Consider the following 19,495-nt stretch of genomic DNA (forward strand, 5'->3'; position numbering starts at 1 on the left):
GTCGAGCTTGCCACTGGGGCTCAGAGGCATGGCGTCCAGCCGCAGCAGTTGCGCCGGCACCATGTATTCCGGCAGCTCGGCGGCCAGGGCGGTTTTCAGCCGGGCGCTTTGCTGCTGTTCATCTTCATCGTGCGCATTGGGCGTGTAGTAGCCGATCAACTGCGGGCCGGCCAGGGTGTCGCGCACCAGCACCGCGGCCTGGGCCACGCCGTCCTGGGCCAGTAGCCGCGCTTCGATTTCCTGCGGCTCGACCCGAAAGCCCCGCAGCTTGACCTGCTGGTCGAGGCGACCGAGGTATTCCAGCACGCCGTCGGCGCACCAGCGTACGCGGTCACCGGTGCGGTACAGGCGCGCGCCCTCCTCACTCAGGGGGTCGACCACAAAGCGTTCTGCGGTCAGCGCCGGGCGTCCCAGGTAACCCCGGGCCAGGCCCTGGCCGCTGATGCACAGCTCACCCGGAACTCCCGCCGGCAACGGATTGAGGTCCGCGTCCAGCACCCGGCACACCACGTTGCCCAGGGGCCGGCCAATGGGCGAACGCTCGCCGTCATCGACTGAACAATGCCAATGGGTGACGTTGATCGCGGTTTCGGTCGGGCCATAGCGGTTGTGCAGTTGCGCATTGGGCAACTGCTGCAACAGGCGATTGCGCAGCTCGGCCGGCAGGGCTTCGCCACCGGAGAACACCCGGCGCAGGCTGTGGCATTCGGCGCTCAGCGGCTCATCGACGAACAACTGCAACAGCGGCGGCACGAAGTGCAGCGTGGTGACGCCGTACTCCTGCACCAGCTGGGCGATGCGATGGGGATCGCGGTGCTCGCCGGGAGCGGCGATCAGCAGCCGGCAGCCGCTGATCAGCGGCCAGAAGCACTCCCACACCGACACGTCGAAGCTGATGGGAGCCTTCTGCATCAGCACATCGTCGGCGTGCAGCTGATAGCTGTCCTGCATCCATTGCAGGCGCTCCATCAGCGCGCGGTGGGTGTTGCCGACGCCCTTGGGCTGGCCGGTGGAACCGGAGGTGTAGATCACGTAGGCCAGGTGTTCGCCGTGCAGGTGCAGGCCCGGCGCGTGGCTCGGCCAGCTGTCGAGCTTGAGGCTGTCCATGGCGATGGCGCTGATACCCGGGGCTTCGGGCATCCGGCCCAGCAGATGGGTCTGGGTCAGCAGCAGGCCCACGCCGCTGTCTTCGAGCATGTAGGCCAGGCGTTCGGCAGGGTAGTCCGGGTCCAGGGGCACGTAGGCGCCACCGGCCTTGATGATTGCCAGAAGGCCGATCAGCAGTTGCGGCGAACGTTCGGCGGCGATGGCCACGCACACGTCCGGCCCGACGCCCTTGTCCCGCAGGTAGTGGGCCAGGCGGTTGGCCTGGGCGTGCAGTTCGGCAAAGCCCAGTTGCCCGCCGTCCCAGACCAGCGCGGTGCGCTCCGGGGTCTGCTGCAGTTGTTCCTGCAGGCGCTCCGGCAACCAACGCTCGGCGGGCGCACAGGGGGCCACGCTCCATTGCTGCAGTTGCGCCGCTTCGGCGTTGCCGAGCAACGGCAAGTCGCCCAGGGCGCAGTCCGGTTGCAGGCAGGCATGCTCCAGCAGGCTGATGAAATGCCCGGCCAGACGCTGGATGCTGGCCGCGTCGAACAGCTCGTCGGCGTAGTCGAAGGCCAGGCTCAGGCGGCCGTTGCGGTCCTCTTCGCTGTGCAGTTGCAGGTCGAACTTGGCCTCGCGGCTGTGCCACGGCAGCTCTTCGGCCAGCAGCCCCGGCAGACGGCGCAAGGCACTGAGGTCGCGCTGCTGGTGGTTGAACATGACCTGGAACAGGCCCTGCTCACGGGCTTCGGGAAAGGCTTCGAGCAATTGTTCGAAAGGCAGGTCCTGGTGGGCCTGGGCCTCCAGGGCGGTGCGGCGGGTCTGCTGTAGCAGGTCGGCGAAGGACTGGCGAGAATCCAACTGCCCGCGCAATACCTGGGTGTTGATGAAAAAGCCCAGAAGGCTCTGGGTCTCCAGGCGCGGGCGGTTGGCGTTGGGCACACCGATGCGGATATCGCTCTGCCCGCTGTAGCGGTGCAGCAGGGTCTGGAACGCCGCCAGCAACAGCATGAACGGCGTGGCCTGCCGAGCCTGGGCGGTCTGGCGCACGGCTTCACTGAGGCTCGCGCTCAGGCGCAGGTCATGGCGCGCGGCGCTGTGGCGGACCTGGGCCGAGCGCGGGTGGTCGGTGGCGAGGTTCAACACCGGGGCTTCGTCCGCCAACTGCTGTTTCCAGTAGTCCAGCTGGCGCTGGCCTTCGCCCTGGGCCAGCCACTGGCGCTGCCAGCTGCCGTAGTCGGCGTATTGCAGGGCCAGGGGCGCCAGCTCCAGGCTCTGGCCCTGGGCCGCGGCGGCATAGAGCCGCGAGAACTCGTCGATCAGCACATTCAGCGACCAGCCGTCGGCGATGATGTGGTGCAGGGTCAGCAGCAGTTGGTGTTCTTCGTCATCCAGGCGCACCAGGGTCGCCCAGTACAGCGGCCCCTTCTCCAGATCGAACTGGGTCCGGGCCTCGTCTTCGCGGATCTGCCGCGCCCGGGCTTCACGCTCGGCCGGTGGCAGGTCGCTGATATCGATCACCTGCAGGTTGAATTCGCCGGCGGCATCCACCTGTTGCAGGGCCTGGCCGTCACGCTCGAAGAAGCGCGTGCGCAGCGCTTCGTGGCGCTGGATCAGTTGCTGGAAGCTGGCGCGCAGGGCCTCTTCATCCAGCTCGCCACGCAAGCGCAGGCCGCCGGGAATGTTGTAGGCGCTGCTCTGCGGGTCCAGTTGCCAGGTGATCCACAGGCGGTTCTGCGCCAGGGATTGGGGCAGCGGCTGCTGGCGCGACAGGGCATTGATACTGCCCTGGGCCACGCCGCCGTCCTGCTGCTGGCGCGCCACGGCAGCGCTGAAGGCACCCAGGGTCGGAGCCTCGAACAGCAGGCGCAAGCCCAGTTCCAGCCCCAGCTCTTCACGCAGGCGGGCGATCACCTGGGTAGCGGCAATCGAGTTGCCCCCCAGGAGGAAGAAGTGATCGTCGGCGGCCACTGAAGCGCATTGCAATTGCTCCTGCCAGATGCGCCCGATCAGGGTTTGCAGCGCGTCACCGGCGCTGTCTGCGGCGTCAGCCGTTGCGCTGCCGGCCTGCGGGAACAGCGCGTAGTAATCCAGGCTGCCATCGGCCAGCCGGGTGCGGCAGGCGGAGCGCTGCAACTTGCCGCTGGAGGTTTTCGGCAGGGCCCCGGGGTTGAGCAACACCACCACGCTGGGCGCTTCCTGGCAGGCTTCGGCCACGGCCTGGCGGATGGCCTTGATCAGCGCTTCGGGGGGCAGGATCTTCTGCACGCTGCGGCTGATTTCCGCAGCGATGCCGATACCTTCCTGCCCCTGGTCGCTGACCGCGAACGCTGCCACCCGGCCCTTGCGCACCACTTCCACTTCGCGCTCGATGGTCTTTTCGATGTCCTGGGGATACAGGTTGTGCCCGCGCACGATCAGCAGGTCCTTCAGGCGCCCGGTGATGAACAGCTCGCCATCGCGGATAAAGCCCAGGTCACCGGTGCGCAACCAGGTACGACCGGCATGCTGGACGAAGGTCTTGGCGGTGGCTTCAGGATTGCGCCAGTAGCCATGGGCAATGCTCGGCCCGACGGCCCAGACTTCGCCGATGCGGTTGTCAGGTAATTCGCTGAGTTGCTGAGGATCCATTACCAGCACGGCGTGTTCCGGCTGGCTGAAGCCGCAGCTCATCATCGCGCTGCCCTGCCCCGGCTCGGCGCGGTTCTGCGCCAGGGCCTGGTCGTCCAGGTGCAGGGCCGGGATGCCCTGGCCGCGCACGCCACCGGCCACGAACAGGGTGGCTTCGGCCAGGCCGTAGGAGGCGAGGAAGTTTTCATGGCTGAAACCGCAGGCACTGAACTTCTCGGCGAAACGCTCCAGGGTGTCCAGGCGGATCGGCTCGGACCCCGAATAGGCCACGCGCCAGCCGCTGAGGTCGAGGCGCTCCAGGGCCGACTCGCTGACCCGTTCGCTGCACAGGCGGTAGGCGAAATCCGGGCCGCCGCTGATGGTGCCGCCGTATTCGCTGATCGCTTCCAGCCAGCGTACGGGCCGCGCCAGGAAGTAGGCCGGTGACATCAGCACACAGGGCACGCCGCTGAAAATCGGTTGCAGCAGGCCGCCAATTAAGCCCATGTCGTGGTACAGCGGCAGCCAGCTGACGATCACGTCGTCCGGGTTGAGGTCGATACCAAAGCCGCGACGGATCAGCAGTTCGTTGGCCACCAGGTTGCCATGGCTCACCTGCACGCCCTTGGGCAGCGCGGTGGAGCCCGAGGTGTATTGCAGGAAGGCGATGTCGTCGTCCTGCAGCGCCACGGCCTGCCAGTCTTCGGCCAGCCCGGCTTGCAGGGTGTCCACACACAGCAGTTGCGGCGCGCCCGCGGCCTTGAGTTCGTCCATCTGCAACAGTGAATCCCGCAGCCCGGCGCTGGTCAGCAGCAACCGTGGCTCGGCGTCGGCCATGATGGAAATCAGGCGCTCCTGGTGATGACGACGGGTGGACTCCGGCGGATAGGCCGGCACCGCGATCACCCCGGCGTACAGGCAACCGAAGAACGCCGCAACGTAGTCCGGGCCGCTGGGAAACAGCAATACCGCGCGATCGCCGAATTCGGCGTTGGCTTGCAGAGCCGCAGCAATGGTGCGCGCACGAAGGTCCAGGTCCCGGTAACTGAGGACCACGCTCTGATCCTGCTCTTCGGCGAGAAAGCGCAACGCCACTTGATCAGGTGCCAGGACTGCCCGGCGTTGAAGGGCTTGGGCCAGGGTGCTGGGGAGTTCGAACGCGTCCGTCATGGGGTTTCCTGCCAGGATTGTGCTTGCAATGGAGAGCGGGCCCTGCTCTCCCATAACTTTAATAACTATCTATAAATCAAATAGTTATAAGAAAGTCGTGGGCATCCGGAGGGCGCCGTGGCCGGGTCTGCTACCCGGAATCTTTCTCCAATGAGAACGGATGACGTCTTGAAATAATTAGTCCGCATCCTGCCCTTCAAGGCCTGATCCAGCCCACTGACGAGCAGCCGTTCGCAATCTGCACTGACAGAGAGCATTAGTTCTTTTTCTCAATTGACAATCATTATCATTCAGCCTAATTTGTCGCTCGATGTGTAGGACGGGTCAGATTTTTCTGACGTCCCACTAACCTCTTTGCAACAAGGTGATTTCCATGACGGAACAAGTATCCACAAGCAGGTGCGATTCACCGTTACTCCAGGCTTTTGTCGACAACCGTCTGATCCTGGTGAAGATTGCAGCCCGCATTACCGGCTGCCGATCCCGGGCTGAAGACGTGGTTCAAGATGCGTTTTTCCGCCTGCAGTCGGCGCCGCAGATCACCTCCTCGTTCAAGGCCCAGCTCAGTTACCTGTTCCAGATCGTGCGCAACCTGGCCATCGACCACTACCGCAAGCAGGCGCTGGAGCAGAAGTACTCGGGTACTGAAGAGGAAGGCTTGAATGTGGTTATTCATGGCGCTTCACCTGAAACCTCCCACATGAACTTTTCCACCCTGGAAAACATCGCCGAAGCCCTGACCGAGCTGCCCAGCCGCACGCGCTACGCCTTCGAGATGTACCGCCTGCATGGCGTCCCGCAAAAGGACATCGCCAAGGAGCTGGGGGTATCGCCGACCCTGGTCAACTTCATGATTCGCGATGCCCTGGTGCATTGCCGCAAAGTCTCGGGCAACCGCCCCGATACCTTCGCCCGTCGCTGACTGGCGCCCTGCATGACCCGGCTTGAAGGGTGCCTACACCTCAAGCAGGCCACTGCGGCCAAGCACCAGTAACGCTGCACGTTTATGCAACAGATCGAACTCCTGCTGGCAGAACCGACAACGGTCATGCGCAGCACAGGGCGGCGCGTGGGCGCCTGGCGCCGGCCGCTGCGCACCTGGCGGGTCCAGATACAGGGCATGTACCTGGGCCGACAGCCAGAAAGCCAGCCGATCCTGGCGCGCCGCCTCGGCTGCCTGGGCATCCACCGGCACGGGCGCCTGCCCCCGGCCCCGCAGAGACTCGAACAGCCTTTGGCGGGCGATGACCTCATCGATTCCCGTGAGCTGGCTAGTGGGCAGGGCTGCAACATTCAGCGGATCAACAGAGGACATGGCAGCGCTCACCGTCGGTTGGGCATTCAACCAAGTGACGTGGGCCGCCGCCGGAAATTTAGCCCGTCGCGGGCCGGGCCGGTCGCTGCGTGATGTCAGGCGTGGGGCACGCTCATCACCACAATGCGATAGGGATCGAAGATCTTGTGCATCTGGCCGTTGTCCCGCAGTTTTTGCAGGAGCCCGGAAAAGTCTTCGGCCGTGATCGGCGCCTTGGGCCGGATCAGGGCGTAATGGTGGTAGACCTGATCGATGCGTTCGGAAACCAGCAACTGCTCCGTGCTTTCGGCATTGCGCGCCAGGAAGTCGCTGAGGTAGGAGCGGGTCACCAGGGCGATGTCCGCCCTGCCCCGCAGGACCATCAGCAGGTTGCTGTCATGGGAATAGGTCAGGGTGGCGTTGTAGGTGTCGGCCAGGAACTTGGGGTCGGCGTTGAACTGGGCGAAGGCGTAGTGATAACCGCTGAACAGGGCCAGGCGCTTGCCCTTCAGGTTGGCGAAATAGTCCTGCTGGCGCCCGCCCTGACGCTGGGCGACGAAAATTTCCGCGTCTTCCAGGCCCATGTCGACACTGGTGTGGGCAATGTTCTGCCAGCCCCAGGCCGGGTTCTCGAAGATCGCCAGGTCCACCCGGCCCTGCTCGAAATCGCGGAAACGCCGGGGAATCGAGGTGGGCACCAGGACGAACTGATAGTCGCTCTGGGACTGGTTGAGGGCTTCCACCAGTTGCGGCAGCAAACCGGTGTCGGCACCGGTTTCTGGACGGACGGTATAAGGCGGGAAATGCGCCGCCGCGACCCGCACCAGCTGCGCCGAGGAGGCCGGACAGACCCAAAGTGTTGCCAGCGCCAGCAAGAGCATTCGCAAGGCTGACCGCAGCGGCAAGGACATCAAGGCAACACACCTCAAGGAAATGAAAATGAATGAGCTAAAGCTAGGCGTTTTCAGCCACTTCGACAACGTTGCCACGCACAATTAGCCAGCCGCTCAATGATCCTTGAGCACCAGCAGCAGGGCCTCCTGGGCCAGCTGTTCCAGAGTCATGCTGCCCTCGGCACGAAACCAGGTGGTGGTCCAGGACAGGGCGCCGGTGAGAAAGCGCCGGGTAATGAACACATCGCCCTTGATGAACCCCGCCTCCTTGGCCTCCCCCAGCACCTGCAGCCAGATCTGTTCGTAGATGTCGCGCAGCGCCAGGACGGCTGCCTGGCCTTCCGGGGACAGTGAGCGCCACTCGTACACCAGCACTGCCATGGCTTCACCGCTGCCGCCCATGATCGACTGCAGTTCACAGCGGATCAGCGCCAGCACCCGTTCGCGCACGCTGCCGGCCTCGGCCAGTTCAGCGCGCATCAAGGCGGTGTTGTAGTGGATGGTTTCCTGCATCACCGCCCGCAGGATGTCGTCCTTGCTCTTGAAGTGATGAAAGATGCTGCCCGACTGGATGCCCACCGCGCTGGCCAGGTCACGCACGGTGGTGCGCTCGTAACCCTTGTTGCGAAACAGGTGCGCTGCGGTTTGCAGCAGCTTGCCCCGGGCGCTCTCGGGGTCGGTCACCTGGCCACTGGCGATCAGCTCGCGTACTACCTGCAGGGCTTTTTGCTCGTCCACCGGTGTTCTCCTACCTTCACGTCATCAATAGCTCAGCGTAACCCGGCAAATCCGGGCGCGGCGCGCGCAATTTAAGCCTCTGCCGGTTACCAAGCAAGCGCTTGGCCAGAAGAATAGGCCAACGTATTTACAAACCAAGCGCTTGCTTGGTAGCCTCCTCGCAGTTCTTCATTCGAGAGCCCTGTCATGACCAAGACCGTAAGAATCGGCTGCGCCAGTGCCTTCTGGGGCGACACCAGCAGCGCCGCAGCGCAGTTGGTGCAAGGCGGCCGCCTGGACTACCTGGTGTTCGACTATCTGGCAGAGATCACCCTGTCGATCATGGCCGGGGCGCGCATGAAGGACCCGACGGCGGGCTACGCCACGGATTTCGTCGAGGTGCTCAAACCCTTGCTGGGCTCGATCCGCGAACAGGGCATCCGGGTCATCAGCAACGCCGGCGGGGTCAACCCGCAGGCCTGTGCCAGTGCCTTGCAGGCCGCCTGCGAACAGGCCGGGGTGACGCTGAAGATCGCCGTGCTGCTGGGGGACGACCTGCAACCGCAGTTCAAGCAGTTGAGCGACGCCGCCATTGTGGAGATGTTCAGCGGCGCGCCCCTGCCGCCAATGTGCGTCTCCACCAATGCCTACCTCGGTGCCCCCGGCATCGTCGAAGCGCTGCGCCTGGGGGCGGATATCGTGATCACCGGCCGCGGCGTCGACAGCGCGGTGGTCAGCGCCGCCCTGGTCCACGAGTTCAACTGGTCCTGGCAGGATTACGACCGCCTGGCCCAGGCCGCCCTGGCCGGGCACATCATCGAATGTGGCGCGCAGTGCACCGGCGGCAATTTCACCGACTGGCGCCAGGTGCCGGACTACGAACATATCGGCTTTCCCATCGTCGAGGTCGGCGCTGACGGCCAGTTTGTGGTCGGCAAGGCACCCGGTACCGGAGGGCTGGTGAGCCCGCTGACGGTGGGCGAACAACTGCTGTACGAAATTGGCAACCCCAGGGCTTATCTGCTTCCGGATGTGGTGTGCGATTTCTCTCAGGTGGAACTGCGGCAACAGGGCCCGGAAAGGGTTCATGTACAGGGTGCCAGGGGCCTGCCCCCCAGCCACCAGTACAAGGTCAGCGCCACCTACCCGGACGGCTTCCGCTGCACCGCCAGTTGCCTGATGGCCGGGATCGACGCGGTCGCCAAGGCGCACCGGGTCAGCCAGGCGATCATCGACAAGACCAGCGAGATGTTCGCCCAGCGCGGCTGGGGGCCCTACAGCGAAGTGAACATCGAACTGCTGGGCAGCGAGGCCACCTACGGCCCCCACGGCCAGCGCCAGGACAGCCGCGAGGTGGTGATCAAGCTGGCGGTGCGCCACCCGAACAAGGCGGCGCTGGTGCTGTTCTCCCGGGAAATCGCCCAGGCCGCCACCGGCATGGCCCCGGGGCTCACCGGCATCGTCGGTGGCCGGCCGACGGTGTACCCGGTGATCCGCCTGTTCTCCTTCCTGCTGGACAAGGACGCCTGCCGGCTGGAGATCGACCTTGCCGGCCAGCGTCACCCTTGCGCCCTGCCGCACACCGACCGCCTGGACCCGGCAGCCCTGCCCGCCCCCCATTCCCTGCCCGCCCCCCGCGGCCGCGCCGATGCCAGCGTGGCGCTGGTGAAGCTGGCGGTGGCACGCTCCGGCGACAAGGGCAACCACAGCAATATCGGGGTCATGGCGCGCCACCCCGACTACCTGCCGTGGATCGCCGAAGCCCTGACCCCCGAGGTGCTGGTGGACTGGATGGGCCATGTGCTGGACCCGGTGCATGGCCGGGTCCAGCGTTGGTACCTGCCGGGCACCCATAGCCTCAACTTCCTGCTGGAGAACGCCCTGGGCGGCGGCGGCGTCGCCAGCCTGCGCATCGACCCGCAAGGCAAGGCCTTTGCCCAGCAGTTGCTGGAAATCCAGATCCCGGTGCCGCAGAGCATCGCCGACGCCGTCAATTAAAGGAGCTGCCGTGGTGTACGACTCGATTTTCAAAGCGCAATTGTTCGCCGGCCAGACCATCATCGTCACCGGCGGCGGCAGCGGTATCGGCCGCTGCACTGCCCACGAACTGGCGGCCCTGGGGGCCCAGGTGCTGCTGGTGGGGCGCAAGGCGGAAAAACTGCAGAAGGTCGCCGGCGAAATTGCCGAGGACGGCGGTAAGGCCGACTGGCAGGCCTGCGACATCCGCGACGAGGAAGCGGTCAAGGCCCTGGTGGCCCGGCTGATGGAGCGCTTTGGTCCGATCCATGGCCTGGTGAACAATGCCGGCGGCCAGTACCCGGCGCCCCTGGCCTCGATCAACCAGAAGGGTTTCGAAACCGTGCTGCGTACCAATCTGGTGGGCGGCTTCCTCATGGCCCGGGAAGTGTTCAACCAGTCCATGAGCCGCCACGGCGGCAGCATCGTCAACATGCTCGCCGACATGTGGGGCGGCATGCCCGGCATGGGCCACTCCGGTGCGGCGCGCTCGGGAATGGACAATTTCACCAAGACCGCCGCCTATGAATGGGGGCACGCCGGGGTGCGGGTCAACGCGGTGGCGCCGGGCTGGATCGCCTCCAGCGGCATGGACACCTATGAAGGCGCGTTCAAGGCAGTGATCCCTACCCTGCGTGAACACGTGCCGCTCAAGCGCATCGGTAGCGAATCGGAAGTCAGCGCCGCCATCGTTTTCTTGCTCAGCCCCGGCGCGGCCTTCATCAGCGGCAGCACCCTGCGCATCGACGGCGCCGCCAGCCTGGGCAGCCGTGCCTGGCCCCTGGGCAAGGCACGCAACAGCGAGTCCTACAACGGCTTCCATCGCGCCTACCTGCCCGACGTACTCAAGGGCGAGGAATAAGCCATGCCGGTGATCCAGTCCCAACTCGACCCCCACGGCCCGCAGTTCGCACAAAACCGCGCAGCCATGCTGGCGGGCCTGCAACAGTTGCAGGAACTGCAGCAGAACCTGCTGGCCAAGGCCGCCGAAGCCAAGGCCAAGTTCGACCGGCGCGGCCAACTGCTGCCCCGCGAACGCCTCAACCTGCTGCTGGACCCGGGCGCGCCGTTTCTTGAGCTGGCCAGCCTGGCCGGCTACAAGCTGCACGACGACAAGGACGGTACCCAGGCCGGCGGCGGCCTGATTGCCGGCATCGGCTATGTGTGCGGCGTGCGCATGCTGGTGGTGGCCAACAACTGCGCGATCAAGGGCGGGACCATCTCCCCCAGCGGCCTGAAGAAATCCCTGCGCCTGCAACAGATCGCCATGGAGAACAAACTGCCAGTGGTGACCCTGGCGCAAAGCGGTGGCGCCAACCTCAACTACGCTGCGGAAATCTTCGTCGAAGGTGCACGCAGCTTCGCCAATCAGGCGCGGATGTCGGCCATGGGCCTGCCGCAGATCACCGTGGTCCACGGCTCGGCCACCGCCGGCGGCGCCTACCAGCCCGGACTCTCGGACTACGTGGTGGTGGTGCGTGGCGAGGCCAAGCTGTTTCTCGCCGGCCCGCCGCTGCTCAAGGCCGCCACCGGTGAAGTGGCCACCGATGAAGAACTGGGGGGCGCCGAGATGCACGCCCAGGTGGCCGGCACCGCCGAATACCTGGCGGAAAACGACGCCGACGGCATCCGCATCGTCCGCGAGATCGTCAACCTGTTGCCGTGGAACGCCCGACTGCCAGTGCAGCCCGCCAGGACCTGGAACGAGCCGCTGTACCCCATCGACGAGTTGCTCGGGCTGATTCCCGACGATCCGAAGAAGCCCTACGACGCCCGGGAAATCATCGCCCGCCTGGCAGACGGCTCGCAGTTCCTGGAGTTCAAGGGCGAGTTCGATGCCCAGACCCTCTGCGGCCACTTGCAGATCCAGGGCCGGCCCTGCGGCTTTATCGGCAACAACGGCCCGATCACGCCCCAGGGCGCGAGCAAGGCCGCGCAATTCATCCAGCTCTGTGACCAGAGCCAGACCCCGCTGCTGTTCTTCCACAACACCACCGGCTTCATGGTGGGCACCGAATCCGAGCAGCAGGGGGTGATCAAGCACGGGGCGAAGATGATCCAGGCAGTGGCCAATGCCCGAGTGCCGAAGCTGACCATCGTGGTCGGTGGCTCCTACGGCGCCGGCAACTATGCGATGTGCGGCCGTGGCCTGGACCCACGCTTCATCTTCGCCTGGCCCAACAGCCGCACCGCGGTGATGGGCGGCGCCCAGGCCGGCAAGGTGCTGCGCATCGTCACCGAGGCCAAGCATGCGAAGAACGGCCAGGAAGCCGACCCGAAGATGCTCGACATGCTGGAACAGGTCACCGCGCAGAAGCTCGACAGCCAGTCCACGGCGCTCTACGGCAGCGCCAACCTGTGGGACGACGGGCTGATCGACCCCCGCGATACCCGCACTCTGCTGGGCTACCTGCTGGACATCTGCCATGAGGCGCAGGTGCGCGAGCTGGCGCCCAACAGCTTTGGCGTGGCGCGGTTTTGACAGGACATTTCGCGGTCTGACCCCACTTGAGGAGAACAACAATGATCTTCACCCAGGAACACGAAGAACTGCGGCGCACGGTGCGCCAATTTGTAGACCGCGAGATCAACCCCCACGTCGAGGAATGGGAAAAGGCCGGGCGCTTTCCCATCCACGAGATTTTCCGCAAGGCCGGTGAACTGGGGCTGCTGGGCATCTCCAAGCCGGAAAAATTCGGCGGCATGGGCCTGGACTACAGCTACTCCATCGTCGCCGCCGAGGAGTTCGGCACCATCCATTGCGGTGGCATTCCCATGTCCATCGGCGTGCAGACCGACATGTGCACCCCGGCCCTGGCGCGCTTCGGCTCCGATGAACTGCGCGACGAGTTTCTGCGGCCGGCCATCACGGGCGAGCAGGTCGGCTGCATCGGCGTCTCCGAAGTCGGCGCCGGTTCCGATGTGGCCGGGCTCAAGACCCACGCCCGCAAGGACGGCGACGACTACGTGATCAACGGCAGCAAGATGTGGATTACCAACTCCCCCAGCGCCGACTTCATCTGCCTGCTGGCCAACACCTCGGACGACAAGCCCCACGTCAACAAGTCGCTGATCATGGTGCCGATGAACACCCCGGGCATCAGCCTCAGCTCGCATCTGGACAAGCTCGGCATGCGCAGCTCGGAAACCGCCCAGGTGTTCTTCGACAATGTGCGAGTGCCTCAACGCAACCGCATCGGCCACGAAGGCGCCGGTTTCATGATGCAGATGCTGCAGTTCCAGGAGGAACGGCTGTTCGGCGCGGCGAACATGATCAAGGGCCTGGAGTACTGCGTGGACAGCACCATCGAGTACTGCAAGGAACGCAAGACCTTCGGCAGCCCGCTGATCGACAACCAGGTGATCCACTTCCGCCTGGCCGAGCTGTCCACCGAGATCGAGTGCCTGCGGGCCCTGGTCTACCAGGCCACCGAGCAGTATGTACGCGGCCAGGACGTGACCCGGCTGGCTTCCATGGCCAAGCTCAAGGCCGGGCGCCTGGGCCGCGAGGTCAGCGACAGTTGCCTGCAATACTGGGGCGGCATGGGCTTCATGTGGGACAACCCGGTGGCCCGGGCCTATCGCGATGTGCGCCTGGTGTCCATCGGCGGCGGTGCCGACGAGATCATGCTGGGGATCATCTGCAAGCTCATGGGCATCCTGCCGGGGAAAAAGAAATGAACCCGCTCCCTGCCTGCCAGACCCTGCTGCTGGAGCCGCGCAACGGCGTGCTGTTCATCAGCCTCAATCGCCCGCAAAACCGCAATGCCATGAGCCTGCAGATGGTCGCCGAACTGCGCACGGTGATGGCCGCGGTCCGTGACCGGCGCAGCATCCGTGCCCTGGTGCTGCGCGGCACCGGCGAGCACTTCTGTGCCGGTGGCGACCTCAAGGACATGGCCGGCGCCCGTGCCCATGGCAGCGCCGCCTACCGTGAACTGAACCGCGCCTTCGGCGCCCTGCTGGAAGAAGCGCAGCACCTGCCCCAGGTGCTGGTGTGTGTGCTGCAGGGCGCGGTGCTGGGGGGCGGTTTCGGCCTGGCCTGTGTCAGCGACATCGCCATCGCCGAGCACTCGGCCCAGTTCGGCATGCCGGAAACCAGCCTGGGCCTGCTGCCCGCGCAAATTGCCCCGTTCGTGGTGCAGCGCATCGGCCTGGCCCAGGCCCGGCGCCTGGCCCTGACCGCCGCCCGTTTCGATGGCGCCCAAGCCCTGGGCCTGGGCCTGGTGCACTTTGTCGAGAACGATGCCAAGGCCCTGCAGGAACGCCTGGAGCAGCAGCTTTCCCTGGTGCTGCGCTGCGCCCCGGGGGCCAACGCGGCGACCAAGGCCTTGCTCCTGGCGAGTGTCGACCAACCGCAGGGGCCATTGCTGGACCAGGCCGCCAACGACTTCGCCAATGCAGTCCTGGGTGAGGAAGGGGTCGAGGGCACCCTGGCCTTCGTGCAGAAACGCAAACCGGCCTGGGCCAACTGAGCCCTTGTAGGAGCCGGCTTGCCGGCGAACGCCCCCCACCGATTCCCGGGAGCCTGTATGCCCAATTTCAACAAGATCCTGATCGCCAACCGTGGCGAAATCGCCTGCCGCATCCAGCGTACCGCCCAGGCCCTGGGCTATCGCACCGTGGCCGTGTTCAGCGATGCCGATGCCGAGGCCCTGCATGTGCAACTGGCTGACGAAGCGGTGCATATCGGCCCGTCCGCGGTACAGCAGTCCTACCTCGACGGCGCCGCGCTGCTGGAAGCGGCACGGCGCACCGGTGCCGACGCCATTCACCCGGGCTACGGCTTTCTTTCGGAAAATGCCGAGTTCGCCGCCGCCTGTGAAAGCGCCGGCCTGGTGTTCATCGGCCCCAGCGCTGCCGCCATCGAGCTGATGGGCAGCAAGCGTCGCTCGAAGAACGCCATGCTCGAAGCCGGCGTGCCGTGCATCCAGGGCTATCAGGGGGCGGAACAGGACGACGCCACCTTGCAGCGCGAAGCCCAGCGCATCGGCTATCCGCTGATGATCAAGGCCAGCGCCGGCGGTGGCGGGCGTGGCATGCGCCTGGTACACCAGGCCGGCCAGTTGCTGGAGCAGATCCGCACGGCCCGCTCCGAAGCCCTGCACGCCTTCGGCAGCGACGAACTGATCCTGGAGCAGGCGCTGATCGAGCCGCGGCACGTGGAGGTGCAGCTGTTCGGCGACGAGCATGGCCAGTTGATCTACCTGGGTGAGCGGGATTGCTCGATCCAGCGCCGCCATCAGAAGGTCATCGAAGAGGCACCCTGCCCGGTCATGACCCCGGAGCTGCGCCAGGCCATGGGCGAGGCAGCGCTCAAGGCCGGGCGGGCGGTGAACTATGTGGGCGCCGGTACCGTGGAATTCCTCCTGGATGCGAGCGGGCAGTTCTATTTCCTGGAAATGAATACCCGGCTGCAGGTGGAGCACCCGGTCACCGAACTGGTAACGGGCCTGGACCTGGTGGCCCTGCAACTGCAAGTGGCGGCCGGCGAGCCGCTGCCCCTGGGCCAGGAGCAGGTGCGCCTCGACGGCCACGCCATTGAAGTGCGGCTGTATGCCGAGGACCCGGCACAGAACTTCCTGCCGCAGACCGGCCAGATCCTGCGCTGGGAGCCGGCACCGGGGATCCGCACCGACCATGGCTTGCAGGAAGGTCAATGGGTCAGCCCGTTCTACGACCCGATGCTGGGCAAGCTGATCGCCCACGGTGCTACCCGCGAAGAGGCGCGGCGCAAGCTGCTGCGTGGCGTCGAGGATTGCGTGCTGCTGGGGCTGGAAAGCAACCGCCGGCTGCTGGCCAACCTGCTGCGCCACCCGGTGTTCGCCAGCGGCCACTTCAGCACCGCCTTCATTGCCGAGCATTTTGCCCAGGACCCGAGCCTGCAACCCCAGGAGCCCACTGCCGAGGAACTGGCCATCGCCGCTGCGCTGTTCCACCACCACAGCGCCAGCGCCCATGGCCCGGCGCTCAATGCCTGGAGCAACAACGCCGGGGTGCCCCTGGACTACCGGCTCGGGGTGCAGGACCGACAATGGTCGCTGCACCTGAACGCACTGCCCTCGGGCGCCGTGCAGGTGCGCCAGGGCGATGGGCTGCTGGAGCTCAAGGTGCGCAGCGCCGATGGCCGGCGGGCCAGCCTGGAGATCAACGGCATTCGCCGCCCGTGCGCCTATCGGCTGGAGGGCGGGGAGCTGTGGCTGAGCAACGCCAAGGGCAGCCTGCACCTGGTGGATCGTACCCATGCCCCGGCCCAGGGCCAGAACACCGCCTCCAGCGGTACGCTCAAGGCGCCCATGGACGGGGCGATCGTCGATGTACTGGTCAGTGAGGGCATGCACGTAAGCAAGGGCCAATTGCTGCTGGTGCTGGAGGCGATGAAGATGGAGCACCCGCTCAAGGCCGGGATCGACGGAGTGATCACCCGGGTCCAGGTCAACCTCGGGGACCAGGTGAAAAACCGCCAGGTACTGGTGGAGGTGGAGTAGCCCGGGCACCTTCCAGCAGATCCAGGCAGACGGGGCATCGGTCGGGACGATGCCCCCTCGATGCGCTCAAGCAGCCGTCCCCCTAGGCGGATGCCTCGGCTTTGGCTACGCTCAAGCCTCTTCAGGATGTTTCAAGGCTGGAATTCGTGATGCCCCACTGGCTGGTAATAGATCTGGAAGCCACGACGGATGAAGGGGGCTGGCCGGTGAGCGAGATGGAAATCATTGAGATCGGCGCCACCCTGGTCAACCGTCAGGGCCGGGAACAGGACCACTTCCAGCGTTTCGTCCGCCCCTTGCGGCGCCCCATGCTGACGCCGTTCTGCCGCGAACTGACCCACATCACCCAGGCCAATATCGACAGCGCCGCGCCCCTGAGCGAGGTCTGGGGCCTGTTCGAGCGCTGGCTCGGCCAGCATCAGCCGCGCCTGGAAGGCTGGGCCAGCTGGGGCGACTACGACCGCAAGCAGTTGCAGCTGGAATGGCACAACCAACAGCTGCACAGCCTGCTCAATGAGGTGCCGCACATGAACCTCAAGCAGCGCTTCGCCAAGGCCCGGCGCCTGGAGCGGCCCCTGGGGCTCAATGCAGCCCTGCAACTGGCCGGCATGCAGTTTACCGGCCAGCAGCATCGGGCCCTGGAAGATGCGCGCAATACAGCACGCTTATTACCGCTGATTCTTCCTTGACGGCGGCAGGTGACGGCCCTGAAGGCCTTGTGCATACTGGCCGCCCTTTTTGACCCTTTCTTGAGGAATCGCCCATGTTTAAAGTCAACGAGTACTTCGACGGCACCGTCAAGTCGATTGCCTTCGGCACGGCCGAAGGCCCAGCCACCATTGGCGTCATGGCCCCGGGCGAATACGAGTTCGGCACCGCACAACGGGAAATCATGCACGTGGTCTCCGGCGCCCTGACCGTGCGCCTGCCAGACAGCGCAGACTGGGAAACCTTCCCGGCCGGTAGCCAGTTCAACGTTCCGGCCAACAGCAAGTTCCAGCTCAAAGTCGCAGTGGACACCGCCTACCTGTGCGAATACCGCGGCTGATCGAGCATCGCGGCGTTACCCCGGAATAAAAAATGCCCGTCTCCCAGGAGACGGGCATTTTTCGAGGTGGCACCGGTTATTCGATGACCGTCACCGCCATCCCTACCTGCAAGCGACCGTTGCCATCATTGACCAGGTTCTGGCCGAACATCGCCCCATCGGCCTGGGCCCGGTACTTCTGCAAGGTGGCCAGAGGTTCGCGGTCGGCACTGCGCTCGCCGGTCTGCGGATCGATGGTGGTGAGAATGCAGCGCGAGCATGGCTTGACCACACGGAACTCGACATCGCCGATACGCACGCGTTTCCAGTCGTCCTCGGCAAAGGCCGCACTGCCCTCGACCACCAGGTTCGGTCGGAACCGCAGCATCTCCAGGGGCCGGCCCACGCGAGCGACCAGATCATCCAGGGAGGCCTGGCCAATCAGCAGCAGGGGAAAACCATCGGCGAAGGCCACCTGATCATCGTCCCTCCCATAACCGGCGGCGGTGCTCCGTGCCCGCTGCGCAGGAACCTGCACCAGGCGGCTGGGCTTGCCGATGAATTCGCTGACCCAGGCCGCGGCTTCGTCCCCCGCATCGGGAACCCGCAAGGTGTCCTGCCAGATGGTCACGCCGCGCAACGGTGCATCCGCACCCGGCAGCGCTACTTCAAGGGTGGAGTGGCCTGGGGCGCTCAGGGTCAGGCCACCCTGGTCATTCCACAAGGCCGACAGCTGACTCATCCGCGCTACGGCGCGCTGGGTCAGGAAACGCCCGCTGGCCTCATCCACCAGCATCCAGCGGCGATCCCCTTGCAGCCCGAGCTTGTCCAGGCCGATCTGTTGCAGGGTCTCGCCCCTGGCGGATTTCAACGGGTATCGGTAAAGCGCGCTAAGACGCATGTCCAGCTCCCTGTATGGGCAAAAGCGCTCACCCTATACCAGCATTTAGCCGAAACAAAGGAGCGCCGGCGCAAGGCCCGTGTCAGGCGTCGGCTTCGTCCAGCATCAGCCGTTGGCGGACCACGTCCACCAGCTTGTCCGGCTGGAACTTGGACAGGAAGTTGTCGCAACCGACCTTCTTCACCATCGATTCGTTGAAGCTGCCGGACAAGGACGTGTGCAGCACCACATAAAGCCCGCGCAAACGCGGATCGTTGCGGATCTCGGTGGTCAGGCGGTAGCCGTCCATTTCCGGCATTTCCGCATCGGTGAACACCATCAGCAGCTTGTCGGTCATCACCACGTCGGTGTCGGCCCAGGCCTTGAGCATGTTCAGGGCCTTGAGGCCATCACTGGCGATGTGCATCTTGACCCCGAGCTGGCCGAGGGTGTCGCGCAATTGCGAGAGGGCCACGTTGGAGTCGTCCACCAGCAGCACTTCGCGGCCACGGGCACGCTCCAGCACCGGATCTTCCAGCTTGTCCCGGGAAACCTTGGCGTTGTAGGGCACGATTTCCGCCAGGACCTTTTCCACGTCGATGATTTCCACCAACTGGTCATCGACCTTGCTGATGGCGGTCAGGTAATGCTGGCGCCCGGCGCTGGTGGGCGGGGGCATGATGGCTTCCCAGTTCATGTTGACGATGCGGTCCACGCCACCGACCAGGAACGCCTGCACCGAGCGGTTGTACTCGGTAACGATGATGGTGCTGTTGGGGCCCGGGACCAGCGGGCGCATGCCAATGGCCTGGGACAGATCGATGACCGGCAGGGTCTGCCCGCGCAGATTGACCACCCCACAGACAAAGGGATGGCGCTGAGGCATCAGCGTCAGCTTCGGCAGTTGCAGCACTTCCTGGACCTTGAACACGTTGATCGCGAACAGTTGCCGGCCGGCCAGGCGGAACATGAGGATTTCCAGGCGATTCTCACCCACCAGTTGCGTGCGTTGATCTACCGTGTCGAGAATGCCGGCCATTAATGACTCCTGGGCTTGTTCTGATGAATTCACTAAAGACAGATATCGGCCGGGTCTGCCGTATCTTGACCCGCATGCAAATTGCCACACAAAGCCGTTGATGTCACATTAACATCATGCTTTACTGGCGCGGTCAATTCAGCACCACCCTCTGCGCCGGCCAGACCTCTATTTCGGTGCAAGGTTCCCGTGCCTAGGGGAATCCCCTATCAACAATCAGGACCAGCCTGATATTCGCGATATCCAATAGCCATTAATGTGACGCCATTCTCATTGCA

Annotated in this window: 15 protein-coding genes; 9 read left to right on the top strand and 6 right to left on the bottom strand. The window is 65.0% G+C overall.

Annotated elements, in window-relative coordinates; translation table 11 throughout:
- Positions 1-4,863, bottom strand: a 4,863-nt coding sequence (locus tag F6S12_RS12880) for a non-ribosomal peptide synthetase (RefSeq protein ID WP_315868957.1), incomplete at its 3' end; no start/stop codon positions are given.
- Positions 4,864-5,236: 373 nt separating this feature from the next.
- Between F6S12_RS12880 and F6S12_RS12885 the strand changes: the two genes are divergently transcribed.
- Positions 5,237-5,785 carry an RNA polymerase factor sigma-70 gene (locus F6S12_RS12885; RefSeq protein WP_011062465.1) on the top strand — a complete coding sequence of 183 codons (549 nt, stop codon included), beginning with the start codon at positions 5,237-5,239 and terminating at the stop codon, positions 5,783-5,785.
- Between the two features lie 33 nt (positions 5,786-5,818).
- On the opposite strand, the gene F6S12_RS12890 is transcribed toward F6S12_RS12885, so the two are convergent.
- From F6S12_RS12890 to F6S12_RS12900, 3 genes are all read right to left on the bottom strand, one after another.
- On the bottom strand, positions 5,819-6,178 hold the full coding sequence (locus F6S12_RS12890) for a hypothetical protein (protein ID WP_019095085.1): 360 nt from the start codon (positions 6,176-6,178) through the stop codon (positions 5,819-5,821).
- A gap of 95 nt (positions 6,179-6,273) precedes the next feature.
- Complete coding sequence (locus F6S12_RS12895; RefSeq protein ID WP_019095084.1) at positions 6,274-7,068, bottom strand: substrate-binding periplasmic protein; 795 nt, start codon at positions 7,066-7,068, stop codon at positions 6,274-6,276.
- Positions 7,069-7,164: 96 nt separating this feature from the next.
- Positions 7,165-7,788 carry a TetR/AcrR family transcriptional regulator gene (locus tag F6S12_RS12900; RefSeq protein WP_015636493.1) on the bottom strand — a complete coding sequence of 208 codons (624 nt, stop codon included), beginning with the start codon at positions 7,786-7,788 and terminating at the stop codon, positions 7,165-7,167.
- 186 nt (positions 7,789-7,974) lie between these two features.
- On the opposite strand from F6S12_RS12900, the gene F6S12_RS12905 reads away from it, so the two are divergent.
- The 8 genes from F6S12_RS12905 to F6S12_RS12940 all read left to right on the top strand — a co-directional run bounded on the left by F6S12_RS12905 (position 7,975) and on the right by F6S12_RS12940 (position 17,319).
- A complete protein-coding gene (locus tag F6S12_RS12905; protein WP_053153022.1) occupies positions 7,975-9,765 on the top strand; it encodes an acyclic terpene utilization AtuA family protein in 1,791 nt (596 codons plus the stop codon).
- A 10-nt stretch (positions 9,766-9,775) separates the two neighbouring features.
- Positions 9,776-10,645: an SDR family oxidoreductase gene (locus F6S12_RS12910; RefSeq protein WP_019095082.1), complete on the top strand. Its 870-nt coding sequence runs from the start codon at positions 9,776-9,778 to the stop codon at positions 10,643-10,645.
- A gap of 3 nt (positions 10,646-10,648) precedes the next feature.
- Positions 10,649-12,265 carry a geranyl-CoA carboxylase subunit beta gene (gene atuC, locus F6S12_RS12915; protein ID WP_315868958.1) on the top strand — a complete coding sequence of 539 codons (1,617 nt, stop codon included), beginning with the start codon at positions 10,649-10,651 and terminating at the stop codon, positions 12,263-12,265.
- A gap of 41 nt (positions 12,266-12,306) precedes the next feature.
- A complete protein-coding gene (gene atuD, locus F6S12_RS12920; protein WP_011062472.1) occupies positions 12,307-13,464 on the top strand; it encodes a citronellyl-CoA dehydrogenase in 1,158 nt (385 codons plus the stop codon).
- Complete coding sequence (locus tag F6S12_RS12925) at positions 13,461-14,258, top strand: enoyl-CoA hydratase/isomerase family protein (protein WP_125063824.1); 798 nt, start codon at positions 13,461-13,463, stop codon at positions 14,256-14,258. The genes atuD and F6S12_RS12925 overlap by 4 nt, the downstream gene beginning before the upstream one ends.
- A gap of 57 nt (positions 14,259-14,315) precedes the next feature.
- Positions 14,316-16,271, top strand: a complete 1,956-nt coding sequence (locus tag F6S12_RS12930; protein WP_315868959.1) for an acetyl/propionyl/methylcrotonyl-CoA carboxylase subunit alpha — start codon at positions 14,316-14,318, stop codon at positions 16,269-16,271.
- A gap of 149 nt (positions 16,272-16,420) precedes the next feature.
- Positions 16,421-16,960: an exonuclease domain-containing protein gene (locus F6S12_RS12935; RefSeq protein ID WP_011062475.1), complete on the top strand. Its 540-nt coding sequence runs from the start codon at positions 16,421-16,423 to the stop codon at positions 16,958-16,960.
- A gap of 74 nt (positions 16,961-17,034) precedes the next feature.
- Positions 17,035-17,319 carry a pyrimidine/purine nucleoside phosphorylase gene (locus F6S12_RS12940; protein WP_011062476.1) on the top strand — a complete coding sequence of 95 codons (285 nt, stop codon included), beginning with the start codon at positions 17,035-17,037 and terminating at the stop codon, positions 17,317-17,319.
- A gap of 76 nt (positions 17,320-17,395) precedes the next feature.
- On the opposite strand, the gene F6S12_RS12945 is transcribed toward F6S12_RS12940, so the two are convergent.
- Both F6S12_RS12945 and F6S12_RS12950 read right to left on the bottom strand, forming a co-directional pair.
- On the bottom strand, positions 17,396-18,199 hold the full coding sequence (locus tag F6S12_RS12945; RefSeq protein WP_011062477.1) for an MOSC domain-containing protein: 804 nt from the start codon (positions 18,197-18,199) through the stop codon (positions 17,396-17,398).
- 82 nt (positions 18,200-18,281) lie between these two features.
- Positions 18,282-19,217 carry a chemotaxis protein CheV gene (locus F6S12_RS12950; protein ID WP_011062478.1) on the bottom strand — a complete coding sequence of 312 codons (936 nt, stop codon included), beginning with the start codon at positions 19,215-19,217 and terminating at the stop codon, positions 18,282-18,284.
- Positions 19,218-19,495: the final 278 nt, after the last annotated feature.

It is taken from the genome of Pseudomonas sp. JV245A (assembly GCF_032424515.1).
In the GTDB taxonomy this organism is placed as follows: domain Bacteria; phylum Pseudomonadota; class Gammaproteobacteria; order Pseudomonadales; family Pseudomonadaceae; genus Aquipseudomonas; species Aquipseudomonas protegens.